Source organism: Polyangium jinanense (assembly GCF_028435265.1).
In the GTDB taxonomy this organism is placed as follows: Bacteria; Myxococcota_A; Polyangia; order Polyangiales; family Polyangiaceae; genus Polyangium; species Polyangium jinanense.
Window position 1 is genome coordinate 389163 of record NZ_JAGTJK010000003.1, and the last position, 24376, is coordinate 413538.

Annotated in this window: 21 protein-coding genes; 6 read left to right on the forward strand and 15 right to left on the reverse strand. The window is 69.6% G+C overall.

All coding sequences use genetic code 11. The features are described 5' to 3' along the window. Window positions 1-55: 55 nt before the first annotated feature. Window positions 56-577 (reverse strand): tetratricopeptide repeat protein, encoded by a 522-nt coding sequence (locus KEG38_RS10210; protein ID WP_272418994.1) that lies wholly within the window; start codon window positions 575-577, stop codon window positions 56-58. A 90-nt stretch (window positions 578-667) separates the two neighbouring features. On the opposite strand from KEG38_RS10210, the gene KEG38_RS10215 reads away from it, so the two are divergent. Genes KEG38_RS10215 through KEG38_RS10225 form a run of 3 tightly spaced genes read left to right on the forward strand, consistent with a single transcriptional unit; the run spans window position 668 to window position 4035 of the window. Then, window positions 668-2686, forward strand: a complete 2019-nt coding sequence (locus KEG38_RS10215) for a DUF8728 domain-containing protein (protein ID WP_272418997.1) — start codon at window positions 668-670, stop codon at window positions 2684-2686. 34 nt (window positions 2687-2720) lie between these two features. Continuing rightward, a complete protein-coding gene (locus KEG38_RS10220) occupies window positions 2721-3434 on the forward strand; it encodes an esterase/lipase family protein (protein WP_272418998.1) in 714 nt (237 codons plus the stop codon). 10 nt (window positions 3435-3444) lie between these two features. Further along, complete coding sequence (locus KEG38_RS10225; RefSeq protein ID WP_272418999.1) at window positions 3445-4035, forward strand: hypothetical protein; 591 nt, start codon at window positions 3445-3447, stop codon at window positions 4033-4035. A gap of 16 nt (window positions 4036-4051) precedes the next feature. Here KEG38_RS10225 and gcvPA read toward each other — a convergent pair whose 3' ends face one another. The 9 genes from gcvPA to KEG38_RS10270 all read right to left on the reverse strand — a co-directional run bounded on the left by gcvPA (window position 4052) and on the right by KEG38_RS10270 (window position 14450). After that, a complete protein-coding gene (gene gcvPA / locus KEG38_RS10230; protein WP_272419000.1) occupies window positions 4052-5410 on the reverse strand; it encodes an aminomethyl-transferring glycine dehydrogenase subunit GcvPA in 1359 nt (452 codons plus the stop codon). 38 nt (window positions 5411-5448) lie between these two features. After that, window positions 5449-5850, reverse strand: coding sequence for a glycine cleavage system protein GcvH (gcvH, locus tag KEG38_RS10235; protein ID WP_272419001.1), 402 nt, complete (start codon window positions 5848-5850; stop codon window positions 5449-5451). A gap of 38 nt (window positions 5851-5888) precedes the next feature. After that, window positions 5889-7004, reverse strand: coding sequence for a glycine cleavage system aminomethyltransferase GcvT (gcvT, locus tag KEG38_RS10240; protein WP_272419003.1), 1116 nt, complete (start codon window positions 7002-7004; stop codon window positions 5889-5891). Window positions 7005-7130: 126 nt separating this feature from the next. Beyond that, window positions 7131-7667, reverse strand: a complete 537-nt coding sequence (locus KEG38_RS10245) for a hypothetical protein (protein ID WP_272419004.1) — start codon at window positions 7665-7667, stop codon at window positions 7131-7133. Then, entirely contained in the window at window positions 7646-11287 is a 3642-nt protein-coding gene (locus KEG38_RS10250) for a pilus assembly protein (protein ID WP_272419005.1), read from the reverse strand. Before KEG38_RS10250 ends, KEG38_RS10245 begins: the two co-directional genes overlap by 22 nt. 10 nt (window positions 11288-11297) lie before the next feature. Then, window positions 11298-11954 carry a hypothetical protein gene (locus tag KEG38_RS10255; protein ID WP_272419007.1) on the reverse strand — a complete coding sequence of 219 codons (657 nt, stop codon included), beginning with the start codon at window positions 11952-11954 and terminating at the stop codon, window positions 11298-11300. Beyond that, a complete protein-coding gene (locus KEG38_RS10260) occupies window positions 11951-13216 on the reverse strand; it encodes a prepilin-type N-terminal cleavage/methylation domain-containing protein (RefSeq protein ID WP_272419010.1) in 1266 nt (421 codons plus the stop codon). Before KEG38_RS10260 ends, KEG38_RS10255 begins: the two co-directional genes overlap by 4 nt. Then, window positions 13216-13827 carry a type IV pilus modification PilV family protein gene (locus KEG38_RS10265; RefSeq protein ID WP_272419011.1) on the reverse strand — a complete coding sequence of 204 codons (612 nt, stop codon included), beginning with the start codon at window positions 13825-13827 and terminating at the stop codon, window positions 13216-13218. The genes KEG38_RS10260 and KEG38_RS10265 overlap by 1 nt, the downstream gene beginning before the upstream one ends. Further along, entirely contained in the window at window positions 13824-14450 is a 627-nt protein-coding gene (locus tag KEG38_RS10270) for a prepilin-type N-terminal cleavage/methylation domain-containing protein (RefSeq protein ID WP_272419012.1), read from the reverse strand. The genes KEG38_RS10265 and KEG38_RS10270 overlap by 4 nt, the downstream gene beginning before the upstream one ends. A 196-nt stretch (window positions 14451-14646) precedes the next feature. Between KEG38_RS10270 and KEG38_RS10275 the strand changes: the two genes are divergently transcribed. Continuing rightward, complete coding sequence (locus KEG38_RS10275; RefSeq protein WP_272419013.1) at window positions 14647-15735, forward strand: DUF6599 family protein; 1089 nt, start codon at window positions 14647-14649, stop codon at window positions 15733-15735. A 52-nt stretch (window positions 15736-15787) separates the two neighbouring features. Here KEG38_RS10275 and KEG38_RS10280 read toward each other — a convergent pair whose 3' ends face one another. From KEG38_RS10280 to KEG38_RS10295, 4 genes are all read right to left on the reverse strand, one after another. Beyond that, the gene (locus tag KEG38_RS10280) at window positions 15788-16549 is read right to left on the reverse strand and encodes a peptidylprolyl isomerase (protein ID WP_272419015.1); all 762 of its coding nucleotides are present in this window, start codon (window positions 16547-16549) and stop codon (window positions 15788-15790) included. A 104-nt stretch (window positions 16550-16653) separates the two neighbouring features. Continuing rightward, window positions 16654-17505 (reverse strand): MaoC/PaaZ C-terminal domain-containing protein, encoded by an 852-nt coding sequence (locus KEG38_RS10285; RefSeq protein WP_272419016.1) that lies wholly within the window; start codon window positions 17503-17505, stop codon window positions 16654-16656. Between the two features lie 424 nt (window positions 17506-17929). Then, entirely contained in the window at window positions 17930-18694 is a 765-nt protein-coding gene (locus KEG38_RS10290) for a hypothetical protein (protein ID WP_272419018.1), read from the reverse strand. Then, window positions 18685-20862, reverse strand: a complete 2178-nt coding sequence (locus tag KEG38_RS10295; protein ID WP_272419019.1) for a serine/threonine-protein kinase — start codon at window positions 20860-20862, stop codon at window positions 18685-18687. The genes KEG38_RS10290 and KEG38_RS10295 overlap by 10 nt, the downstream gene beginning before the upstream one ends. A 66-nt stretch (window positions 20863-20928) precedes the next feature. On the opposite strand from KEG38_RS10295, the gene KEG38_RS10300 reads away from it, so the two are divergent. Together KEG38_RS10300 and scpB are read left to right on the forward strand one after the other, a co-directional pair. After that, complete coding sequence (locus tag KEG38_RS10300) at window positions 20929-22248, forward strand: segregation and condensation protein A (protein ID WP_272419021.1); 1320 nt, start codon at window positions 20929-20931, stop codon at window positions 22246-22248. Further along, on the forward strand, window positions 22238-23977 hold the full coding sequence (gene scpB, locus KEG38_RS10305) for an SMC-Scp complex subunit ScpB (protein WP_272419023.1): 1740 nt from the start codon (window positions 22238-22240) through the stop codon (window positions 23975-23977). Before KEG38_RS10300 ends, scpB begins: the two co-directional genes overlap by 11 nt. Before the next feature lie 22 nt (window positions 23978-23999). Here scpB and KEG38_RS10310 read toward each other — a convergent pair whose 3' ends face one another. Then, window positions 24000-24350, reverse strand: coding sequence for a helix-turn-helix domain-containing protein (locus KEG38_RS10310; RefSeq protein WP_272419025.1), 351 nt, complete (start codon window positions 24348-24350; stop codon window positions 24000-24002). Window positions 24351-24376: the final 26 nt, after the last annotated feature.

The following is a 24376-nucleotide window of genomic DNA, read 5'->3' on the forward strand; positions in this document are numbered from 1 at the left end:
TGGTTCCCCAGGCTGCTGCGCGGCTCGCGACGCCTGTGGAACCCCCCTCTTCGTGTCACTCGAACTCGACCGACTCGTTCTCGCCCGCGATCCCCAGCATGCCGAGGATCTGCTCGACTTCGAGCCGTGCTTCGAGCTCGGGGTTCGACTTGAGGAACCCTTCGAGTTGCTTCTTCGCGGCCTTGCGGTTGCCCTTCGCGGCGTAGGCGAGGCCGGCGGCCTGCATCGCTTCGCCGTCGCCGGGGAACCTGCGCAAGGCTTCGTTCGCCTGCGACAGCGCGCCGTCGAGGTCGCCGAGCTGGCGCAAGAGGTGCGAGAGCGCGACGCGCGCGCCGAGGTAGTTCGGGGCGAGGCGGAGGGCCGCGCGGTAAGCCTCGCGCGCGGTCTCGCGCTCGCCCGTCTCGAAGAGGGCGGCGCCGAGGAAATGGAACGCGTAGGGGTTCCTCGGATCGGCCTTGATGACGTTGCGCAGGGCGACGAGCGCCTCGACGAAGCGCCCGTCGTTCATGAGCTCGGTCGCCTCTTCGACCGCGTCCCATCGGGCGGCGTCTTCTGCATCCACGGTCTGCGTTGCCATGCGCGAAGCATACGCGCGGAAAGCGCGGTGCGCCGTAGGGCGAGCGATCAGCGCTTCCGGCACCTCGTTTTTCGTGGTTAGTCCGGCTCGATGGTCAAAAGGCCCCGCGAGCCCGCGCTGTTTCCGGTCTTCGCGGCGATCCTCGTGATCGCTGTGGGCCTGGCGTTCTGGCTGCCCGGGTTCGAACGGACGGACGGGGTGTTCCCGGTCCCGCTCGACGACGTCTACATCCACTACGGATTCGCGCGGTCCGCGGCGCTCGGCCATCCGTTCGCGTGGCTGCCCGAGAACGGGTACTCCTCGGGCGGGACGAGCCTCACGTATCCGCTCGTGCTCGCGCCTGCGTGGGCGCTCGGCCTGCGAGGCGCGCGGCTCTCGTACTTCGCGGCCGCGATCACATGCGTGTGCTTGTGGGATCTGTGCCGCTCGGTGCGAGCCTTGCTCGAAGGCGCGCCGCGACGTGCAGCCTGGATCGCGGCACCCCTGCTCCTCGCGGTGCCGCTCGTCGATTGGAGCCTGTACGCGGGCATGGAGACCGCGCTCTTCGCCGGGATCCTCGGACGCCTGCTCGTTGCGGCGCGGCGCGCGACGACGGCGTCGCCGAACGAGCGTCCCTCCGCGCAGCTCCGCGCCGGGCTCTGGGGCGCGCTCCTCGTGGCCACACGGCCCGAGTCCGCGGCGCTCGTCGGGCCGCTCGGCGTGGCTGTCGTGTACGGCGCGCGTTCGCTCGGAACGGTGCCTTCGCTCCTCCGAGCGCTCGGGCCCATGGTGTTTTTCTTGGCCGCGCAGGCGTCGGCGAACCTCGTGTTCACCGGGGAAATCAGCCAGGCGGGCGCCGTCCGTAAGCTCGTCGGGACGAACCCGTATCTCACGCCGATCGAGGCGGCCGTGGAGGTGATCAAGAACCTCGCCGTGCTGCGGGCGCAGGCGTTCGACGTGGCGCTCGGGGGCCCATCGTTTTCGTTCGTCGTGCCGCTCCTCGCGCTCGTCGCGGCCTTCGCGCGGCGCACGCGTCTCCTCGCGATTCCGCTCGTCGCGGGCGCGATCGGCATGCTCCTGCTCGTGTCGCTGAACACGACGGCGCGGTACCAGAACTTCCGGTACGCGGTGCCTTCGCTCCTGTTCCTGCTCGTCGCCGCGGCGCTCGGCGCAGCGGAGTTGATGCGACGGGGGCGTGTGCTTCGTGCGCTCGGGGTCGGGCTTGCGCTCGTCACCACGCTCGCGCCTGCGCGGCTTTTTCCGCGGCAGATCGATCATTTCGCCCGCGCCTCGGGCAACATCGAGCAGCAGCAAGCCGAGGTCGCTCGTCGCCTCGCCGCGCTCTCGCCGCGTCCGCTTCGCGTCCTCGTCGGTGACGCGGGCGCGATCCCCTACCTCTCGGGTATTTCGGCGCTCGATGGCCTCGGCCTCGGCGGTTATCACGACCTGCCCTTCGCCCGCGCCTCGGTGCACGGGATCCCCGCGATCGTCGAGCTCATCGAGCGGATGCCGGCGAGCGAGCGGCCCGACGTGATGGCGATCTACCCGGGCTGGTTCCCCGACCTCGCTCGATCGTTTGGGCAGAAAATGTTTTCCGTGCAGATCGAGGACAACGTGATCTGCGCCGCGCCGGAGAAGGTCGTGTACGCGGCGGACTGGTCCACGCTAGCGGCGAGCGACGAGACGCGGGCGGGTTCGGTTTTCGAGGTCGACGTCGCGGATCTCGTGGACGAACGGGCGCACGGATACACGTTCCCGCGGCCGCAGGCCGGGTGGGTGATCGGCGCGACGTTGCGCGACGCGGCCGGGCATGCGCGGTTCGACGCAGGCCGCATCATCCCGCAGGGGCAAAGCGAGTCGTTTCGCGTCACGCCGCACGTCGCGCGAGGCCCCGCGACGCTCGTGCTCCGGACCGATGGAGGCGGACCGATCACGCTCCAGATCGAGCACGTCGTGCACGGGGAGCCCCTCGGGGGAGGCACGCAAACCGTGGAGATTCCCATGCGGGACGAGGCGACTTGGTTCGAGGCGCGTGTCCCGCTTTCCTCCATCGGCGGTCGTGATTCCGTGAAGATCACGGCGAAGCAAAACGCGTGGCGGAGCTTCCACGCGTGGCTCGTACGACCTTGAAGATCACGGGCGCCGTCCGTGGCATCCTCGCGGCATGGCGGATCGTCCCTTCTGGGCCCGCGCGCTCGTGAACGCGGGCCGCGAGGCCCTCGCGTTCGGGCGGCAGGCGTGGCTCCTGCGGCACGATCTCGAGGGAGCCGCGCCGCATGCCGAGGTACAGGACGGTGACGACGTCGTGGTGCTCCTCCACGGCCTCTTCGCGACGGCCGGCGGGCTCCGCCCCATGCGCCGCGCGATCACGCGTCACAAGGGCGTGCACGCCGCGGCGATGACGTATCCGCCAGGCCCGGGCGTCGAGGAGCTCGCCGAGCGGCTCGCGGCGCTCACCGCGGAGCTGCCCGGCGCGGCGCGCCTGCACCTCGTGGGGCACAGCCTCGGCGGCGTCGTGGCGCGGTTTTACGCGCAGGAGGCGGGGGATGCGCGGGTCGTGCAGACGATCTCGATGGCGAGCCCGTTCGCGGGCGTCGTCGGGGCGAGCGCGCTCGGGTTCGGCGCGGCGCGTGATCTCGCACCGGACAGCGCGGTCCTGCGCAGGATCCGTCTCGCCGCGTCGGCCACGGCGAACGTCCCGCACCTCTCGATCATCGCAAGGGCGGACGCCGTCCTGCGTTCGCCCGTGTCACACGCCCTGCCCGGCGGTGAGGTGATCGTGATGGAAGGCCAAGGGCACAACACGGTGCTCTTCGACGAGGAGGTCGCGCGGATCGTCGAGCGGCGGATCCTCGGCCGCCGCAGAAAAACGTGCTAGGTGCGGGTTCGTGCGTCGCAACGTGAAAGCTTCGTGGATCGGAGTCGCGCTCGCCTTCGGGGTCGCGCTCGCGCCGGACGTCGCGCGGGCCGACGCGTCGGCGTGGGCGTTCGCGGGGGCAGGGGCGCTCGCGTGGAAAGAGGGGACGGCGGCGCTCGCGCCGCGCGCGGCCTTCAACATCGATTACGGCGTGGGCACGACGCCGGACGGATCGTTCATCGTCGGCGGACTCGCGCGGCTCACGCCCGTGGTCGACGAGGGCCTCGACCTGTCCTTGCTCGCGCGCTTCGCCACGCACGGCTTTCAGGCGGGCAAGGTCGGCGTCGCGGTCGACGTGGGCGGCTACCAGAGGCTCTGGGGGACCTACTCGCGCGGCGTGGCCGGGGGCCTCACGCTCGGCTTGCCGCTCGGCTTTTCGATCGGCGTGCAAGGGCTCTACGGGACGGGCGATGCGCTCGCGTTCGGCGCGTTCGCCGGCATCGATTTCCTGCGCCTGACGATCTACCGGCAGTCGATGCTCGACGCGTGGCCGAACCCGTATCCGGCGCATCAAACGCCGGCGGCGACGGCCTCGTTCGGGCCGTCGCCGCGGTTCTTCTGAAGCTTGGGGGGCTTCCTCAGATCGACGCGAGAGCCTCGACCAGCCGGTCGAGGTCCGCACGCGTGTGGCGCTCGGTCACGGCGATGAGCAGCTCGCCCTTCCGATCGGCGCTGACGCGGCCGAGGTCGAAGCCGGGGATGATGTCCCGCGCGGCGAGCGTGTCGCAGACCTTCTTCGCGTCGCCGCCGCGCACGCGCACGACGAACTCGTTGAAGGTCGGAGCGCGGTACGGCAGCGAGTAGCCTTCGAGGCCCGCGATCGCCTGCTTCAGGTACTCGGCCTTGGCGAGGCACTGACGCGCGGCCTCCACGAAACCCTTCTTGCCGAGCATGCACATCTTGATGGTCATCGCGGTCGCGCAGAGGCCGCTGTTCGTGCAGATGTTGCTCGTGGCCCGCTCGCGGCGGATGTGCTGCTCACGCGTGGACAGCGTGAGCACGTAGCCGCGGTTGCCCGCTTTATCGACGGTCTCGCCGGCGATACGGCCGGGGATCTGCTGGAGGTACTTGCGGTCGTCGCGGCACGCGAAGAGCCCGACGCCGGGGCCGCCGAACTGCGGCGGGAGGCCGAGCGGCTGGCCCTCGCCCACGGCGATGTCGGCGCCGAGTGCGCCGGGCGACTCGAGAAGCGCGAGCGCATACGGATCCTGCGTCGCCGTGATCACGAGTGCGCCCTTGTCGTGCGCGGCCTCGGCCACCTTCCGGAGATCGCAGATCGAGCCGTAGAAGTTCGGGTACCCGACGACGACACACGCGGTCTCGTGCGTGATCGCGGCCGCGAGCGCATCGACGTCCGCGGCGCCGTCAGCGGCGAGGGGCACCGTCGTGAGCGAGGCCTTGCCCGTCCCGAGGCTATGCACGTGCGTCTCGATCGTCTCCAGATACTCGGGGTGGATGCCCGCGGAGATGACCGTGTGCTCGCGCCCGACGAGCCTGCGCGCCATGAGCACGGCCTCGGCGGCCGCGCTCGCGGCGTCGTACATCGACGCGTTCGCGAGCGGCAGGCCGAAGATTTCGCTGACGATCGTCTGGAACTCGAAGATGACCTGCAGCGTGCCCTGCGCGACCTCGGGCTGGTACGGCGTGTACGCCGTGTAGAACTCGCTGCGCAGGATGAGCTGGTCGGCGGCGGGCGGGAAATGATGCTCGTACGCGCCGGCGCCGAGGAACGAGAGCATGCCGGCCGCGCGGTTCTTGCGGGCGAGCTCTTCGAGGTGGCGCATGAGCGACGGCTCGTCGACCGGCGCGGGCAGGTCGAGCGGGCGATCGTAGCGGGCGCGTGCGGGGATCGATTCGTAGAGCGCCTCGAGCGACGGCAGGCCGACGGCCTCCAGCATCGAAGCGATCTCCTCGGGCGTATGAGGGAGGTATCGCATGGGTGTGGAGAGAGATGATGAGGAGGCCGCGGCCCGTCTCAGTGGCCGGCGGTCTTCAGCAGCTCAGTATAGGCAGTGACGTCGAGCAGGCCATTGAGCTCGTTCGGATCGGAGGGCTCCACGGCGATCATCCACCCGAGGTCGTAACAATCCTCGTTCACCTTCTCCGGCTGCTGCTCCAGGAGCTGGTTGATCTGCACGACCTTCCCGCTCACCGGGGCGAAGAGGTCGCTCAGCGACTTGACGCTCTCGATGGTCCCGAAGGCCTTGCCCTGGGTGACCGTCTCGCCGACCTTCACGTCGAGGTTCACGAGCGTGATGTCACCGAGCAGTTCCACGGCGTACGCCGTGATGCCCACGAGCACCCGGCCGTTCTCTTCCTTCGCCCACTCGTGATCCTTGCTGTACCGACGATCCGAACGAACATCATTGCTGCTCATACGAAGGCTCTCTCCTGTCCCCTGCTACGACGCTTCCGCTACGACGAACGCTTGTAAAACGGAGTCTTCACCACGACGGCGCTCACCGAGCGGCCGCGGCAGTCGACCTCGAACGATGTGCCCACCTCGGCGAGCGACGTGGGCAGGTAGCCGAGGCCGATGTTCTTGCCGACCGTGGGGCCGGGGCTGCCGCTCGTACACACGCCGACCTTGATCCCCACCTTGTCGAGGAGCGGGTAGCCGTGCCGCGCGATGCCGCGGCCGGTCATCTCGAAGCCGACGAGCTTGCGCGTCAGGCCCGCAGCCTTGAAGCGCTCGAGCGCCGTGCGACCCACGAAGTCGCCCTTGCCGAGCTTGACGACCCAGCTGAGGCCGGCTTCGAGCGGGTTCGTCGTCTCGTCGATCTCGTTTCCGTAGAGCGAGAGGCGCGCTTCGAGGCGGAGCGTGTCACGCGCGCCGAGGCCGGCCGGCTCGAGGCCGAGCGGGCCGCCGAGCTGGACGAGGGCGCGCCAGAGCTGCGCCGCGCCGTCCGTGGGACAGAAGATCTCGACGCCGTCCTCACCCGTGTAACCCGTGCGCGCCACCGTGCACGGGACGTTCGCCAGCGTGGCGTCGCGGAAGTGGAAGGCCGGCAGCTCCGCGAGCGCAGGGCCGTCGCCGCCCGCCTGCGCGAGCAGCGCGAGGGCCTTCGGGCCCTGCAGCGCGATGAGCGCCGTGCGATCGGAGGCGTCGTCGAAGTCGCAGTGGTTCACCGCGGCGGCCCGGAAATGCGCAGCCATCTTGTCGCGGTTCGAGGCGTTGCAGACGATGAGCCATTTGGTCTGCGACACGCGGTAGACGATGAGGTCGTCGAGGATCGTGCCCGCGTCGTTGCACGCGACGGTATAGAGCGCCTGTCCGTCCATGAGGCGCTTCGCGTCGTTCGTGATGAGGTAGTTGACCACGTCCGCCGCGTAGTCGCCGGAAAGGACGAGCTCGCCCATGTGGCAGACGTCGAAGATCCCCACGGCCGTGCGCACCGCGCGGTGCTCTTCCGTGACGCCCTTGTACTGCACGGGCATTTCCCAGCCCGCGAAGGGCACGAGGCGGCCGCCGAGCGCGACGTGCTCATCGTAAAGAGGGGTCCTGCGAAGCGGTACCTGGGGCTGATCCATGGTCGACACCCCGCGCGATGTAGTCCGATTCGGGGTCAAAGTCGATGGTCGTCCGGTACGGTCCAGCACGGACGCACGATCGCAGCTTGCACGATCGATGACGCGCCGCGCATCGGGCCGGAAAGCCTATTCGAGCTTGGTGGGGTCGAGGGGTTGTCCCTGCGGTGTGAGGCCGAGCTCGCGCCACCGCTCTTCCTCGGTCAGGCCATCCTTCGCGGGGGGGCGGGTCACGTCGCGCACGACGATTTCGGTGTGATCGTCCCGCTTGAGGACCTCGATGCCGAGGACACGCGCGGGCGCGGGCGCGGACTTCGCGGTCGCGCCGTGGAAGATCGTCTTCGGCGGAGCCGACTCGACACGCTCGGCGACGACGCGCTCTTTCACGTAGGTCGCGACGTCCTCGGCGCGCAGGCTGCCCCGGGCGAAGAAGGCGTCTGGGAACTGCGCGGTGACCGTCATGGCGCGCGGTAGTTTGAGCCCAAACGCATCGACCGTGCCCTCGGCGAGCTCGCCGGGCGCGAGCTGATCGGGACGCGGGGCCGGGGCCGCGGAGGGGGCGCCGGTGGGCGCGCGGCGTTCGTCACTCCCGCGGCAAGCCGAGAGCAGCACGAGCGCCGCGGCGGCGCAGAGGAGCGCGTGGTTCACTCGAGGACGAGGCCCCACGAGTCGATCCTCACCGAGGTGCGCGGAGGCGGCAGGCGTTTCGTCACGGTGTTCGTCTTCGAGTTCTCGCTCGACGTGCCGCCCTGGCCGGTCTGGAAAACGAGCTGGAACTCGCCCGCCGTCGAGTTGCTCACGGCCGTCATCGCCCCGAACGCGGGGTCGGCGAAGTTGAGCTCCCCGTAGCAGCTCGGCGTCTGCGTGACGGCCACGCCGAACACGACCGTGCCGGGCGGCTGGTTCTCGAAGTAGCTCAACGTCTGCGGCGCGTTCACCGGATCCTGCACGTACCGCGGGCAAGGCCAGTCCGTCGGCGGCGTGGGACCGTTGGCACTGCAAGCATTCTTCCGGTAGTAGTCGACACCCCACACGGCGCCGTAGCCATCGGCGCACGCGTTGCCTTGCAGGCCGGTCGGCGTGAACGTCGAGAAGTAGGCGACGCCGTTGAAGAGCGAGATCGGGCCGGTCACGCGCACGCCGTTCTCGAAGGGGATGACCCAGTTGGTCTTCGTGACGAACGTGCCCGAGCCGGTGAGCTCCTCGCGGATCGACCAGGCGCGCGTCTGCACGCCCGCGCTCGACGTGAACGTCTCCTGATCACCGGTCGAGAGGAGCACGACGGGGTTGCCGATCGGATCGATCGTGACGATCGGCGGCGTCTCGATGGGCTGGCGCGTCGCGGCCGTGTCGTTGCCGAACGAGTACGCGTCCCACGCGAGATCGACGGTCCACTTGTCGGGCTTCGGCGACGTGAGGTCGATGCGGTACAGCGTGCCGTCCGCGTCGCCGACGTAGATGCGATCGGAGACCTGGCCAGGCTGCGCGGGATACGGGACGGGGATGCCGGTGACGGGCGAGTCGAAGGAGTTTTCCTTCACCTTTGTCGAGGGCAGCACAGGGCCGTCGTCGGCCTTGCCGCGGAAGTTCATGAGCAGCTCGCCCGTGTCGAGGCGGACGACCGAGAGCGAGCGCGCCGCGCCAACCCTGCCGTTCGCGTCGTGCCAGCACCGCACCACGTCGCCGCTGACCTTGGGCTGGTACGCGTCGGACGACGAGACCTTCGTCGCCGACTTGAGGCGCGGGCAGCTCCCGCTCGCGAGCGTCGTCGTGCCGCCCGGGAGGATCGCGACGGCGACCTCCTTCACGTCGTTGTTGCCGTCGTCGACGGCGATCGTGGCGATCGCAGGCTTGATCGTGGTGGCCCCGAAGAGCGGCTCGCCGTTCGTGTTCGTCGAGAGCTGCCAGAGGAACTTCGGCTCCGCCGGTTTCGTCACGTCGAGCGCGTAGTAAAAACTGCCGCCGGGGCCGCCGGCCGCGACGAGCACGCTCCGCCACTGCGAGCCCGCCGCGCCGGCCTGCGCCTGCGCACGCGTGCGCTGGAAGATCACGTCCTTCACGACGGGGCTTCCATCGAGCAGGAACGCCTGCCGACCGTATGTGGGCAAAAGACCGGGGAGCACGTGCGGCGGGAGGAACGACCAGAGCTCGTTGTTCTCCAGCGTGTCGACGCGCTGCGTGTCGACCGGATCGTTCGACGCGACCTTGAAGGCGTGGAGCTGGCCGTCGGTCGTGGCCGCGAAGAGCACGAGCGGGCGCTTCTTGATCACGGGATCGGCGGCGAACGCGGCGTACGACTCGTCGCGGAGGTACTCGTTCGGCGCGCCCATCGTGACGGGCGAGGCGTGGTAGATGCTGCCGAAGCTGTTGCCGTACCGCGACTGCGGTACGCCGGGCATGCCGACCTCCCAGCGGATCACCGTGTCGGCGCAGGTGCTCGCGCTCGCGCCCGAGCCGGCGATCACCTTGCACGCGTCGGGCACGGGGCTCGACGGGATGTCGAGCGCGGGCGGCGTCGCCGCGAGCGTCGAAGCGAACGATGCGCCGTCGAGCAGACCCGTGCTCGCGCCGCCGTAAAGGCCGAGGCCGTCGTCCGTGGTGACGTCCGGCCGGAGCGAGCGGCGCGAGTGGATCTGCCCGTTCGCCTGCGGGCCGACGAGCGTGAAGAACTTGCGGCCGGGCGTGTTCGTGTTGAGGTTCGCCTCGAAGTCGTCGCCCTTGGCCGGCTCGATCGACGCGAGCACGGGCTTGAGGACGCCGGACTGGTTCTCGCAGATGTACCGCTTGCGCTCGAGGTTGCCGGTCCAGAGCGAGCCGACCGGCGCGTCGAAGGACGTGACGAACTGGTAGCCCTTGGCCTGGGCGTTGCCCTGGCTCGTGGCGCTGGCCGTGGAGAAGACGGGGAGCGTGCGGCTCGTCGAGCCGGACGAGACGACGGCGAGGACCTGATCGAGCGCGGTCTTGAGCGTAGGCAGGTCGTTCGCGAAGAACGCGCGCGTCGTGCCGCCCTCGTACGCGATGCGCGAGAGCGTGCAGCACGCCTTGAGCGTGCCCGTCGCGTTCGAGCAGAGGCCGCCGGGGCTCACGATGTCGTTCTGCGTGAGCGTGCTGCAGTCGGTGCCCCCCGCCTGCGACAAACCGAAGCCGATGGCGAAGGTCTTGATCGGGTTCGACAGCGTCGCGAGCTGGTGCGCGATCTCGTGCGGCCGCGCGTAGGGGCACTTGCCGTTGCCGGTTGCGCAGGACTCGCGCAGGTCGAGGTTCGGCTCGCCGTCCGAGAGCAGGATGATGAACTGGTTGCGGCACTGACCCGCGAAGTACGGATCGTTCTTCGGGCCGAAGGGTTTGCCCGTGGCCGGATCGTCCGAGCCGTCGTTGATCAGGTAGTCGCGCGCGTCGGCGAGGATGCCCGCGATCGGGGTCGCGCCGTAGGGCCGCATCGCGAGGAGCGAGGCCTGGATGCGATCGTTCGTCTGCTGCACCTGCGCGATGGGCGCGTCGTGCGCGCCGAAGCCGAGGAGGCGGCCTTCCCACGGCGGCGCGGCGGGGTTTCGCGCGCCAACCTCGAACGGCTGGTTCGCGCAGTTCGGGGGGTTGCCGTCCGCGGGCGAGCCGCCGGAGCTCCAGTTCGGGTAGTAGCTCCACATGCCCTTCGTGCCGTCGTTCGGCGTGGGCACGGAGCCGCTCGCGCCGGTGCCGGGATCGGGCAGCGTGTCGAACGTCATAAGGCCGAAGCGGACGCGATCGCGGTACGTGTCGAGCAAGCCGTCGTTCGCTTGCTGGAAGCCCGGCGATGCGCAGGCCTGGTTCGTGTTGTTCCACGCGTGCGTCTTCAGCGCGTTCGCGGGCCAGTCCCACCAGGCCGGGCCCATCGATCCCGGGCCGTAGGTGCAGCCGTTCGAGAGGATGCGGTGGAAGGGCAGGTAGTACTTGGAATCGTAGGGCTCGGGGCCGCTCGGCAGGGTGAACTCGTTGAGGAACGAGGTCGACGATCGATCCTGCGCGAAGCACGAGAAGTTCTGGATCGTCCCCGTCAGCACCGTGACCAGCGTGGCCCAGCGGTTCAGCGGCGTGGCCGTGCCGGGGACACACGTCGCGCCGGCCTCCTCGGGGCGCTTGCCGCTCGCCATGTTCTCCATCGACCCCGAGGTGTCGATGACGAGCAGCACGTTCGGCAGCGGCGGGTTGATGTCGATCTGCGCCTCGGCGACCGGCGCGAAGGACGCGATCGAGAGCAACGTTGCGGCGGCGATGGGCGGGGAGAGGACGCGGGTCAGGGTTCGCATGGGTCCTCCTTCAAGGTCCGGAGATCGGTCCGACGACGAGCTCGGCGCGGAAGGTGGTGCTCGAGAGGGTGCTCGCGACTCCGTTCGGCGGCGCGAGCCGGATGCGGCCCGTTCCATGGAGCATGACGCTCATGAAGTGGACGTTCGCCGCGCCCGCGGAGGTGTAGTCGAAGCCCGCGATGGGGCGATCGATGCGGTAGAGGTCGTTCATCTCGACGAGCAGATCGGCCGTCGCGTTCTCGCTGCGGCCGAGCGTGCCGTGATGCCCGGTCTGCGCGTCGTACGGCTGGAAGAGCGCGAAGCGGAGCTCCTGCTCGAGGTACGTCCGGCCGAACCGCGTGCAGTTCTGGTAGTACGGGTCGCCCGACATCCCGAGGCACTCCGTGGAGTTTTGCCGCGCGAGAAAGTCGATCTGCGCGCCGAGGTCGCGCGAGAGCTTCGCGGTGACGGCGTGCATCGCGCTCTCGCCGAAGTAGCGGCTCTGCGTGGTGACGCGCGAAATGCCGCTCGTGCTCGTGGCGATGGTGCTCGCCTGCGCGGCGAAGAGGCCGATGCCCGTGAGCATCGCGATGACGAGCACGACCACGAAGACCGTGGCCCCGCACTCGCCGCCGCGCGCGCGACGACGCGCGATCGCGCTCGGGGTTTTGCGGACGATCACGCTCACGACCCACCTCCCCGCGTGTTCACGAGCGCGAACTCGCGCTCAAGCGTGCGGACGCGCGCGAAACGCTCCGCGCCCTTCGCGTTCCCCACGAGAAAGCGGAACGGGCGACCCGCGGGCGAAGGGATCTGCGTGGGCCGATCGGGCGCGCGGGAACGTGTGGAGAGACGAACTTGCACCGAGCGCACGGCCTCGGGCCGGCTGCCTTGCACGTCGGGCGGGCCCGCGATCGCGTAGACCTGCGCGTCCGGCACGGGATCGGTGATCGGGAAGCGCTCGAGGACCGGCGCGTCCGGCTGCGAGGTGATGGCGAGCGCGGTGATGCCGAAGCGCAGCCCGACCGCGTACTCGGTGACGAGCTCCAGCGTGCCGGGGATCTCGGAGTCGTCGGGCGCGAGCTCGACGCGCACGAGCTCGGTGCGATCGACGTCGCCGGTGACGGGGTTCAGCGGCTGCACGTAATCGGCGAAGCTCGCGTCGGCCACGACGGACCGGAGCTCGTAACGGACGCGCGAGATCACGTGCACGGGATAGCCGCTTCCGAAGCCCTTGATCCCGCACGAGGGGCCCACGCTCTGCGAGGTCTGGATCGGCACGAGGGGCGTGTTTTCGATCGTGACCTGAATCGACTCGATCGGCGTGCCCGCCGCGGCAAACCCCTGGATGCGGCCGTAGTAGTCGTGCGTCGGGCCCTCGATGCGCAGGATGCGGCCGACGCGGAAGAGCTCGGCGAGCCTCGATGCGACGTTGCCGTTCTGCGTGAGCGCCGCGAGGCGGCGGATCGCGCGGCTCTGCGGCTGGAGCACGATCGTCGTGGTGCTCGCGCCGGGCAGCGTCGTGCTCATGACGAAGTTCTCGCCGGAGTCGAGATCGCCCGCGATCGTGATGCGCTCATTGCGCAGGTCATTGCCCGCGTTTTGCGGCAGATCGGGGCGGGCCTCGATGACGACGGGCGCGAGCCTGCGCATGCCGGCCGGCCAGTCGACGAAGCTCGGCTGGGCGCAGATGCGACGATCCGTGAAGGGGTTTCGCGTGGTGTTGCGGCCGGCGTGCTCGAGGTCCGTGCCCATGCGGCCGAGGCCCATCGCCACGGCGACCTGCGCGTACGAGATGCGCGCTTCCTCCTGGAAGATGCGCACGGCGTTCTTCGAAAGGAGCACGGCCGCAGCGGCGACGAGCGCGCCCGCGGTGATCGCGACGAGCAGCTCGACGAGCGTGAAGCCGCGCCGATCGGCATCGCGGAGGATGCGGTGTTTCGCGCGCATCAGTTCGAGGCCTCCTCCTGGCCGACCACGGTGGAGAGGTAATAGAAGCCGTACCGCGCGTCGTTTTCCTCGATGTTCGCGGGCGCCGTCGTGCGGCACTCCGTGAACGGCGCGAGGTCGCGGCGCCAGATCACACGCACGAGCGCGCGAACCGCGATCGGGTGCGTCGCGCCGACCAGCGAGAGAGGCTTCTGGACCGCGCGCGCCATCTGCAGGTGCGTGCAGAACACGCCGTTCGTCGTGGTGTCAGCGATGGGCACGTCCGCGCCGTGGATGTCGGCCACGGGCGAGCTCCAGCCGGGGACCTCGGGCGCGAGGACCCATTGCGCCGGACCGGGCGGATTCACGGGATCGTACGTACCCGAACCAGCGAGCCAGCGCGTCTCGCCGATGTCCGAGATGCCGAGCGGATCGTTCCACTGGAGCGCGTCGGTCTTGAGGCGCTCGGCCCACGTCGACGCCACCTGCCGCGCGCCGTCGCCGATCCGCGCGTTCGAGTTGCCGATCAGCGCGACCTTCTGCAGCGCGATCACGCCCGTCGCGCCGACCGCGAGGATCGCGAGGGCCATCATGACCTCGATGACCGTGTAGCCACGCGATGCCCGCTTCATTGGATCACCCTCGGCAGGCCGAACGACGGCACGAGCACGCGGCGAATCCGGCCGTTCGCGAGGTTCTTCACGGACAGCTTCGCCGCGCCGACCATCTGCACGAACGCGCCGTCGTTGTAACGGACGAACGCGGTGCGGCGCGCGAAGCAGACGTCGGCGATGTCCTGGATCGAGTTGTCGGGGCCGAGAAAGCCGACTTCGACGAGCGTCTTCTTGTCGGTCGAGGCGAACCGATAGGTTTGTCGCTCGAGGGCGGGGTCGTCCCAGTTGATCGTGTTGCAGCCGCGCGGCGAAATCAGCGTCGGCGTGGGCGTGTCGAGCGCGGCGCGCACGGTCTCGACCTGCACGGCGCCGCTCGGATTGCGGAAGCGCACGAGGAACGTGGCGCGCTCGGACGACTCGACGTAGCCGCGGCGGTAGAGCTCCGCGAGCTGCATCGTGAGCCGACTCATGCCGATGTCGCGCATGATCCGGATGAACGCAGGCGACGCGACCGCGGCGAGCAGCGCGATCATGAAGATGACCACGAGGATCTCGGTCAGCGTGAAGCCACGCGCCCGATCCGCCGCACCTGCGGTCCGCGTCCTGGGAAGCCGGCGAGAAAGGAAACGAGCCACCAACATGATTGGTAGCAAGCCTCGTGCCTCGAAGAAAAAGTTTTCGGGGAAGCGGAACGGGCCGAGAGCAAGGCCGGATGCGAGGTGCGGCGCGGGACGAGCCGCTACGGATTGCGACGCTCTGCAAAAGTTGCGGGATCCAGAGGGCCGGGGGCCTCGTGCCCTTGCACCGGTCTTCTGATCGTTGCATGTGCGGTCGACCATGATTCAACGGCACGCGGCAATCGGTTCCCTCCTCGCCCTCGCCCTCGTCAGCGCTTGCAAGAACGAGGAGCCTCGCGGCGCGGCGCCTCCGCCGCCTCCCGCGGCGAAACCCGCGGCCTGCGCGGGCGGCGGCGGGACCCTGTCCGACGCGCAGTCCGCGGCGTTTTTCCCGCGCACCACCGCGGGCTTTTGCCTCGACCCGAACGGCGGCGACAAGACGTACGGCGAAGGCGGCAGCCTCCCGCTCGATCAGATCTGCGACATGTTCGACGGCGAGTGCGAGATCTACAAAGGCTTCGGCGTTCGCCGCGTGGTCGAGCTCAGGTACGTCGACGGCAGCGGCAGCGCGGCGACGATCGACGTGCACCTCTCGAAGTTCGGCACGACCGAGGGCGCGTACGCGATGTTCACGAAGCGCGTCGTCGGTGATGGAGATCCCGCGGGCGAGGACACGCCGCGGCCCATCGAGGGCGGGGGCGCAGCGGCGCTCGGGCTCGGGACGGCGTACCTCTGGCGTGGCGCGCACCTCGCGGAGATCACGTACAACGACGAGGCCGCGGCAGAGCCCGCGATCAAGGCGCTCGGGGACAAACTGCTCGCGCCGCTCGTGAAGGAGATCGGGGCGAAGCTGCCGGGCGAGACGGCGCTCCCGCCGGCCGCGGCGGCGTTGCCCGAGGCGAACCGGATCCCGCTCGGCGTGCGCGTGGTGACCAAGGATCTCCTGGGGATCCCGAGCACGGGCGGCGGCGCGTTCGGCTACTACAAGGACGCGGACAAACGGTATCGGTTCGCCGTGATGGTGCGCGTGGACGACGAGCAGGCGAAGGACGTGCTCGCAACGCTCGGCAAGGGGCCCGGGGCGCAGAAAGAGAAGGGGATCGGCGACGGCGCCGTGCGCTTCATGAGCAAGGAAGGCGAGGCGCCCGCGGTCGAGTGGATCGTCGCGCGCACGGGCAGCCGGCTCGTGGGCATCGGCGACGAGGTGCGCGTGCTGCGCAGCGGGATGACGGCCGACGAGGTGGCGAAGGTCTCGCTCGGCAAGGATGAGAAGATCGCGCGGCTGAAGGACGCGATCGCCAAGAAGTGAGGGAGGCGCGGGGACGCGGCGTTCTCCCGCGTCCCCCTTCGCCGGTGACGAACTACTTCGTCCTCAAAATGACGTGGTAGCCGAAGGGCGTCTCGACGAGGCCGCTGACCTCGTTGACCTTCAGCTTCTCGACCGCTTCCTGGAAGGGACCGACCATCGCGCCCTTCGGGAAGAGGCCGAGGTCGCCGCCGCGGGCCCCCGCGTTCGGCTCGTCGCTGTACTCCCCGACGACGGTCTCGAACTTCGCGCCGTCCTTGACCTTCTTCAGGCCCTCCTCGGCGCGCGCCTTCGCCTCTTCCTTCGTGCGCGTGATGTTCGCAGGCGCGCGCATGCTGCCCTTGTACATCACGAGGAAGTGCTTTGCGCCGAACATCTCGCGCGGCGGCTGCTGCTGCGCAGGCGCCGTGGGGCGAGGCGGGGTTGCGGGCGTCGCCGGCGTGGCAGGCTGCGTCGCGGCCGTCTCCGTGTGCGCGGCGCCGCCCTGGGGCTTCGCGGCGAGGAAGCCGAGCGGCTTGTTGAACATGCCGAAGAAGCCGAGGATGCCGACGAGCACGAGCACGGCCAGGACGACGTGCGGCGTCCACCAGTAGGGATCCTCGTCGTCGCCGTGCGCGGCGGCGTCGTGGCCCTGGTGTTGCGCGTGCTCGTCTTCCTCTTCGTCCTCTTCTTCGTCTTCCTCTTCGTCCTCTTCCTCGTCGTCGGACTCGCCTTCCGCGCCCTCTTCCTCCTCGTCCTCTTCCTCTTCCTCCGCCTGCTCCTTGTCGAGCTCGGGATCCTGTTCGGCCTTGGGCTGCTTCTTGGTCTCTTTGCTCATGATGACTTCTTCAGAGAGAGGGCTTTGCCCCACCGTTCTTGCCGCGCGGGCGGCGATGACCCTGTGATCGGTCCGGTCGAGTTAGCACGCGCCTCGGCGGCTCGTCAGGCGATCTCCGCGTATCCGCCCGTCAGCACCGGGTCCGGTCTTCCCTTCACGCTCGCCTGGAGCGCCACCTTTCCACCTTCGAGCAAGTATCCCTTCGTGACGATCGTTTCCCCAGGCCAGACCGGCTTGCGGAATTGCGCGGACAAAGCCCTGAGGCGCGAGGCATCTCCCTCGAGGAGACCCTTCACCACGGCCCGCGCCGCGAACCCGTACGTCGCGAGCCCGTGCAGGATCGGGCCCTGCGGGAAGCCCACCGACGCAGCGAGCGCCGGATCGGCGTGCAGCGGGTTGATGTCGCCCGAGAGGCGATAGAGCAGGGCTTGCTCGGGGGACGTCGTCTCCTCGTAGGTGAACGTCGGCTCGCGATCCTTGGGGATCGAAGGTTCGTCCGGATCGGAGGGCGGGCGCGGGCCGCTGAAGCCACCTTCGCCGCGGTAGAGGATCGACCAGGTCGTCTCGTAGACGCGCTCGCCGCCTTCGAGCGTGGTCGTCGTGTCGATGACGACCTGCGCGAGCTTCTTCATGTCGTAGATGCCGCGGATCGTGGCGGTCGTGAGCAGCGTGCCCGAGGGCGGGATCGGCGCGAGGGCGCGGATCTTCTGGCCGCCGTGGACGACCATGGCGAAGTTGCCGCCCGTGCGCGCGAGCGACTTGAACACGGGCTCCGTCGCCGGAATCACGGCGAACGTCGGGTAAACTTTGAGCCCGCCTTCGGTGCCCTCGTAGAGGTAGGCGAGTTCTTCGCGCTTCGCGCCGATGCCGAGCGCGTAAAGCGCGAGTGTCTTCCAGTCGTAGGGGAGCGAGCTCGGCTCCGTGGTGGAGCCAAGACTCGAGAGATCGAGGGCCATTGCGCCTTCCGTAAGGATCGAGTCGGGGACACGTACCGATCTCGCGCGGACGCGTCAATTGTCTGTCGTGGGAGGCGCCTCGCTGGGGCGTTGCCCCAGGCCCCACCGGGGCTATCCGCCCCTGGACCTGGACCAGCGCAAGCGCTGGACCCGGGGTCGATGAACTGCGCGATGCGCAGTTCATCGAACAGGCCAGGTCAAGACCAACGACGACCCTGCCGGCGTTGACGATTCAACGGGCAACGTGCCCGTCGCCAGCGTGGAACGCACCTTCATGGTCTTGCCAGCGGCCTGTTGGAAGAACTGCGCGATGCGCAGTTCTTCCACGAACGGTCCAGGGCTTGCCCTGGTTCGGGTCGAGGGGCGAACAGCCCCCGCGGGGCCCGGGGCAGCGCCCCGGCGCGGCGGTTTGCGATGAGACCAATCAAAGCGCTAGCCGATACGCCACGAGCAAGCCGAACTCCAGCATGTCGACGCGGCCCGAGAGCGACGCGCTGTCGCCCGTGGGCGCTTGCACGGGCTCGGTCGGGAGGAACCAGCTCGCGTACCGCAGCGTGGTGCCGAGCGACCAGTTCGGGGCCACGGTCCACTCGCCGCCGATCGCCAGGCCTGCCGCGAGGCCTTCGGTCGAGAGCGTCGCGGAGCGCGGGCCGACGAAGGCCGTGTCCGCCGCGGGCTCACGATCCGTGGCCACGGTCCAGGCGTCGCGGATGATCACCGCGCCGAGCGTCGCGCCGCCCCACCACACCCATTTGTCGCTCTGGATGCCGTAGTAGCGGAGCTGCCCCTCGACGAGGAAGTAGCTGCGATCGTGCTCGCGATTGAGCTCGGCCGCGCCCGGGGCCGTGCCGCTGAGGAGCGAGCGCGCCCAGGAGATGCTCGCGCCGAGGCCGAAGCGGCCGATGTGGTACTGGTTGTAGACGCCGAGCGAGACGCTCGTCTCGCCCTTCTCGCAGCTCGTGCGCGAGCGCGGGCAGACGTTCGCCGCGGGCAGGCTGAGCAGGCCCGCGTTCACCGAGACGAGCGTGTGCGTGTAGTCCTGCGTGAGGGCCGCGGAGGCACGGCGCGCGGCGGCGGATTCCTGGCTCTGCGCGTGGGCGCTCGAAGGGCACGCCGCGAGCGCGACGAGCGCGGCGGACGTCGTCGCGAGGGCGACGTGCAGGCGGCGAGTCGCGCGCGTCAGAGCCATGGTCCACCGGTGGGTGTGGGCGCCGGATCGGTCGTCGGCAAGGGCGGCGGCGTGGGCGGAAGCACGGGGCCGTCGGGGCCCGTCGATGCGCCCGCGGGTCCCTTCGTCGTGGACGTCGGCGTGGGGGTCGCCGTGGGGCCGGGCGGCGTCGCGGCCGAGGCGCTCGGCAGTGGTTTGCCGTCCTTGCCCGTGGGGCGCGGCGCCGGGAAGCGGCCGTTCGGGCGGTGATCCGTGGGGACGGCGCGAGGCGCGCTGCTCGTCGCGGGCGCGAGGTCCGCGGGCGCCTTCGATTCGAGCTCGGCGACGAGGTGTTGCGCGGTCGTGAGCGAGGGGTTCAGCGAGACGGCGATGCGGGCGAGGTGCAAGGCCTCGGCGGGATCACCGGCGTACTTGCGCCCGAGCGCGCTCGTGACGAGGCGCTCGGCGGCCTCGCGGCGTAGCTCTTTGACGCGCGCGTCGCCGGGCCAGCGCGCGTGCGCGGTCTCGAGGATCTCTTTGACGTTGTCGCCGGGAGGAGCGTCCCAGGCCTGCCGCTTCATGGCCTCGCGCGCGGCTTCGAGGCGTCCATCGAGCGAGTCGGCCGAGGTCGCGCCGACGAGGCCGAGGCGCCTGCCACCCATAACGATCACGAGCGGCGCGGCGGCGAGGCAGAGGACGATCGCGACGATGCGCGTGAGGCGCGCGCGGCGCTTCGTGTCGGCCGGCGGAGGCAAGGAGAGCGGCGTCTCCGTGCCTTGCATGGTCGACTCGCGCGCGAACGGGGCCGCGGGCGAGGCGTGCGCGTCGAGATCCTGGGTCTCGCTTTCGTCGTCTTCGTCGATGCGTGTATCGCGTTGGATCGAAGGAGGCGCAGCGGTCGTCTCGTCCTCGTCGTCCAAGATCGCGGAGGACGACACCGCGCGGCCCACGGACGAGGTGGGCGGAGGCGGTACGAACGGCGCGGGCGAGCTCTCCGGATCGCCTTCGATGCGCGAGGAGATCGGCAGCGGGGTCGCGTCGGGGCGCGCGGGGACGCCGCCGATCTTCGAGGCGAGATCCGTGGAGAGCTCCAGCGACTTCGTGCGCTCCTTCGAGGGCAGTTTCACCGCGCCTTGCCGCGCGAAGAGCAAGCTCGATCGCGTGAGCTCGTCCGGATCGAGGCCACTCTGCCGCGCCGCCGCGTAGAGATCCTTGCCGAGCGCGCGCGCGTCTTCGGCGCGTGCTTCCGGCTTCTTCGCGAGGTTCTGCATGATCACCGCGGCGAGCGGCGCGGGGACGTAACTCGCGCGTGGGATGCTCCGCAGATCGGGCGGCGCGTCGTGCGTGTGCTGGATCAATAGCTGCACCGGCGATTCGCCTTCGAACGGCGTTCGGCCGGCGAGACACTGGTAGAGGATCGTCGCGATCGAGTAGACGTCGGCCGCGGGGCTCACGGGTTTGCCCTCGGCGCCCTCGGGCGAGATGTACTTCGCCGTGCCGAAGATCAGGCCCGCCTGCGTGGCCATCGAGCCGCCGCGATCGGCCCAGTCGAGCCGCGCGATGCCAAAGTCGAGGACCTTGACGAAGTCCGGGTCGTCGCCGCGACGCACGAGCATCACGTTCTCGGGCTTGAGATCACGGTGCACGATGCCTTGCGCGTGCGCCTCGCCGACCGCGTCGCAGATCTGCAGCGCGATGTGCATCGCGCGCGGCAAAGGCAGCGCCGAGGGCTCGCCGCCCGTGCCCGCCGCCGCGAGCGCGGAGAGCAGCGACATGCCGTCGAGGTACTCCATCACGAGGTACATCTCGCCGCCCGTGCGCGGATCGCCGCGTTGCGGGATCGTGCCGGTCATGAGGACCGAGACCACGCCGGGGTGCGCGAGCCGGCTCGCGATCTTGGCTTCGCGGTGGAAACGCCCGACGAGCTCGGCGTTGCCGCTGAGCTCGCGGTGGAGGATTTTCACGGCGACGTCGCGATCGATGCCGGCCTGGAAGGCGCGGTAGACGCGGCCCATCGAGCCGATGCCGATGAGGTGCTTGATGCGGATTTGCCCCGCGAGCTCGAGGCCCGCGTACGGGTCGACCTCGGGGCTCGAGAGCGAGGGCCCCTTCACGTTCACGAGGGGCGTGCCGTCCTGTGGGCAGAAGAGGACATCCGCGTCGTAGCGCTCGCCGCACGACGGGCAACTCTTCGTGGGGGACGGGGTCATCGGCGGGACGAGTGTAGCAGGAACGCGTGGATCCCACGCGGCCTCCGGATTACCGTCCGGGCCCAGGTGAGCAAGGCGAGGGCGAGCGCGGCGGGGAAGACCCAGGAGAAGGCGAAGGCCGCCCCTTCGTCCTCGCCCGCGAAGACACGCGAGCCGCGTGGCAAGCAGCCCGAGGCCCCGACGCCGATCCGCGAGGCGATGCCCGCGGCGACCGAGACGCAAGACAACGACAACGCCTACCGGATCGCGCTGCCCCAGTTCGAGGGCCCGCTCGACCTCCTGCTGCACCTCATCCAGCAGCACGAGCTCGATATCCTCGACATCCCCGTGAGCTTCATCACGCAGAAGTACCTCGAGTACCTCTCGATCATGCGGGCTTTGACGATCGATCTGGCAAGCGAGTACCTCGTGATGGCGGCGACGCTGACGCACATCAAGTCGAAGATGCTCCTGCCGGTGGTGCCCAAGGATCAGGACGGGGATGGGCTGCCGGAGGAGGAGGTCGATCCGCGGGAGGAGCTCGTCCGGCGGCTGCTCGAGTACCAGAAGTACAAGGCCGCGGCGGCGGACCTCGCGGACCGCGGGACGCTCGGCAAGGACATATTTCCGCGCGGCATCCCGGAGCCCGTGCCGGAGGGGCCGGCGCCGTTCGCGCCGGTCGGGGTGTTCTCGCTGTTCGAGTCGCTGGAGAAGCTGCTCAAGCGCACGAACATCAAGATCGAGCACCAGGTCAACTTCGATCGGATCACCATCACGGACCGGATCGTGCAGCTCACGGAGCGGCTGTCGGGGCGGCGGCGCGCGACGTTCGAGGAGCTCGTGCTCGACGATCCGGCGCGGAAAGGCGCGCCGCTGACGAAGTTCGACATTGTGATCACGTTCCTCGCGATCCTGGAGATGGCGAGGATGAAGCTGCTCCGGATCTACCAGTCGGATCCGCTCGCGACGATCCACCTGGAGCTGTCGGTGCAGGCGGGGACGAGCGAGGAGGAGGACGACAACCCGTTCCGTGAAGAGCGCAACGAGACCCGTGAAGAGCGCGGAGACACTCGTGAAGAGCGCGACGAGGCCCGTGAAGAGCGCGGAGACACTCGTGAAGAGCGCGACGAGGCCCGTGAAGAGCGCGACGAGGCCCGTGAAGAGCGCGACGAGGCCCGTGAAGAGCGCGACGAGGCCCGTGAAGAGCGCGGAGACACTCGTGAAGAGCGCGACGAGACCCGTGAAGAGCGCGGAGACACTCGTGAAGAGCGCGACGAGGCCCGTGAAGAGCGCGGAGACACTCGTGAAGAGCGCGACGAGGCCCGTGAAGAGCGCGGAGACACTCGTGAAGAGCTTGACGACACGGGTGAAGAGCGCGACGAGCCCGAGGTGAACGATGGCGACTGAGGGCGGATCGAAGCGGCGCGGGAAGTTGCGGCTCGTGCCGCCGCCGCAGCCGCAAGAGGAGGCCCCGCCGGACAGCGATTCACCCGAGCGGCTCCGCCGCGCGGCCTGGGCATGGTTCCACCCGAAGGCGGAGACGGAGCCGGTCGCGCAGGCGGAAGCGGTCGCGGAGACGGAGCCGGTCGCGGAGACGGAGCCGGTCGCGGAGACCGTCGCGGAGCCGGCGCCGGTCAAGCCGGCGAAGGGGAAGGGGAAGGCGAAGGCTGCGCCGGCCGCGGAGGCGCAGGCGGAAGCGGTCGCGGCGCCGGAAGCGGTCGCGGCGGCGGAAGCGGAAGCGGAAGCGGTCGCGGCGGCGGAAGCGGAAGCGGTCGCGGCGGCGGAAGCGGAAGCGGTCGCGGCGGCGGAAGCGGAAGCGGCGCCGGAAGCGGAAGCCGAAGCCACGCCGGCCGCGGAAGCATCGGCCGAGACGGCCGAGCCCAAGCGCAAGCGCGCGCCTCGCAAGCCGAAGCCCGCGCCGCTCTCGCCCGTCGAGCGGTTTCGGTCCCTCGCGGCCGCGTTCTTCCGTGCGCAGCGCCTCGTCGGCAAGGTGTCCGCGACCGCGACGAGCGGCGCCCCGGACGGCGCTCCCGACGGGCACGAAGATAACACCGTACAGGCGAGCGGTGCGGTCGCCCGCGCGCATCTGAAGGGTGTGCTGGAGGCTCTGATCTTTGCGTCCGAGCACCCGATGACGTCGCGCGACCTCGCTCGCGTGGCGAAGGCGGAGCACCGCCTCGTCGTGTCGCTGCTCGGCGAGCTCGGGGCCGAGTACCGCAACCGCGGGATCCGACTCGACGAGATCGCCGGCGGGTACGTGTTCCGGACGAGCCCTGCGTTCGCGCCGTTCGTGCGCGAGCAGGTCGCGAAGAAGCCGGTGAAGATGACGCGCGCGCAGATCGAGACGCTGGCGATCGTCGCGTACCGGCAGCCGATCACGCGGCCCGAGATCGACGAGGTGCGCGGCGTGGACTCGGGCGCGGTGCTCAAGTCGCTGCTCGAGCGGGACCTCGTGCGCATCCTCGGCAAGAAGGAAGAGCCGGGGCGGCCGATGCTCTACGGCACGAGCGCGCAGTTCCTCGAGTTCTTCGGCCTGCGTACGCTCTCGGACCTGCCGACGCTCCGCGAGTTCACCGAGCTTTCGGACGAGTCGCGGCGCGCGTACGAGCGCGAGATGGGCGAGGAGCCGCCGGACGCGGCGGTCGCCTTCACGGACACGTCGGCCGCAGCGAATGGCGGTCTGATGGGCGGCGAAGGAAGCTTTGGCGCTCGTGTCGTGCCGCCGGAGACGGCTGGCGATACGGAGAGCGAGACGCGTGACGAATTTGCATTTACGGACGAGGACCGGGCACAGATGGAGAGCGGCGGGGAGGAAGCGATGAACGACGTGCAAGCAGCGAGCGACGAGCAGGACGAGAAGGACGAGGTCGAGGAGCGTTTGGCCGCGGAGGAAGACGAGGACGAGGACGAGGACGAGGACGAGGACGAGGACGAGGACGAGGACGAGGACGAGGACGAAGACGAGGACGAGGACGAAGACGAGGACGAGGACGAGGACGAGGACGAAGACGAGGACGAGGACGAGGACGAGGACGAAGACGAGGACGAGGACGAGGACGAAGACGAGGACGAAGACGAAGACGAGGACGAGGACGAGGACGAGGACGAGGACGAGGACGAGGACGAGGACGAGTAGCCCTCGGCCTGGTCAGGTCACGTCACGTCGAGCCGGATTCCTCGGCGGGGTCCGGGTAGGCCTCGGCGAGCTTGCCGACTTCGCGGCGCAGCTCGGCGTGCGCGACGAGCTTCCGCACGAGCTTCCACGTCTCCGGATCCGCGAGCACGGCCATCGGCGACGCCGCCACGGCCCCGCGCCGCGGCTTGCGCACGATCGCCCCTTTCCCCTTGCTCCGAAGCTCCTCCATCTTCGTGACGAAGCGCTTCGTCGGGAAGAGGTCGCCCTTCTCCCACGCGAGCACCGTCTCCTGCTCGAGTCCGAGCGCCGCCGCGAGCTCCTTCGCCGTGCAATCGAGCTCCTTGCGGAGCGCCTTGATGTCATCGGGCGTCATCGGCGCGTAAACCTATCAATTTCACG

Coding starts and splice junctions, on each gene's coding strand:
- KEG38_RS10275 (WP_272419013.1), top strand. CDS start 14,647: ATGATTCAACGGCACGCGGCAATCGGTTCCCTCCTCGCCCTCGCCCTC.
- KEG38_RS10250 (WP_272419005.1), bottom strand. CDS start 11,287: ATGCGAACCCTGACCCGCGTCCTCTCCCCGCCCATCGCCGCCGCAACG.
- gcvT (WP_272419003.1), bottom strand. CDS start 7,004: ATGGATCAGCCCCAGGTACCGCTTCGCAGGACCCCTCTTTACGATGAG.
- scpB (WP_272419023.1), top strand. CDS start 22,238: ATGGCGACTGAGGGCGGATCGAAGCGGCGCGGGAAGTTGCGGCTCGTG.
- KEG38_RS10210 (WP_272418994.1), bottom strand. CDS start 577: ATGGCAACGCAGACCGTGGATGCAGAAGACGCCGCCCGATGGGACGCG.
- KEG38_RS10310 (WP_272419025.1), bottom strand. CDS start 24,350: ATGACGCCCGATGACATCAAGGCGCTCCGCAAGGAGCTCGATTGCACG.
- KEG38_RS10290 (WP_272419018.1), bottom strand. CDS start 18,694: ATGGCTCTGACGCGCGCGACTCGCCGCCTGCACGTCGCCCTCGCGACG.
- KEG38_RS10270 (WP_272419012.1), bottom strand. CDS start 14,450: ATGTTGGTGGCTCGTTTCCTTTCTCGCCGGCTTCCCAGGACGCGGACC.
- KEG38_RS10215 (WP_272418997.1), top strand. CDS start 668: ATGGTCAAAAGGCCCCGCGAGCCCGCGCTGTTTCCGGTCTTCGCGGCG.
- gcvH (WP_272419001.1), bottom strand. CDS start 5,850: ATGAGCAGCAATGATGTTCGTTCGGATCGTCGGTACAGCAAGGATCAC.
- gcvPA (WP_272419000.1), bottom strand. CDS start 5,410: ATGCGATACCTCCCTCATACGCCCGAGGAGATCGCTTCGATGCTGGAG.
- KEG38_RS10285 (WP_272419016.1), bottom strand. CDS start 17,505: ATGGCCCTCGATCTCTCGAGTCTTGGCTCCACCACGGAGCCGAGCTCG.
- KEG38_RS10295 (WP_272419019.1), bottom strand. CDS start 20,862: ATGACCCCGTCCCCCACGAAGAGTTGCCCGTCGTGCGGCGAGCGCTAC.
- KEG38_RS10260 (WP_272419010.1), bottom strand. CDS start 13,216: ATGCGCGCGAAACACCGCATCCTCCGCGATGCCGATCGGCGCGGCTTC.
- KEG38_RS10265 (WP_272419011.1), bottom strand. CDS start 13,827: ATGAAGCGGGCATCGCGTGGCTACACGGTCATCGAGGTCATGATGGCC.
- KEG38_RS10220 (WP_272418998.1), top strand. CDS start 2,721: ATGGCGGATCGTCCCTTCTGGGCCCGCGCGCTCGTGAACGCGGGCCGC.
- KEG38_RS10280 (WP_272419015.1), bottom strand. CDS start 16,549: ATGAGCAAAGAGACCAAGAAGCAGCCCAAGGCCGAACAGGATCCCGAG.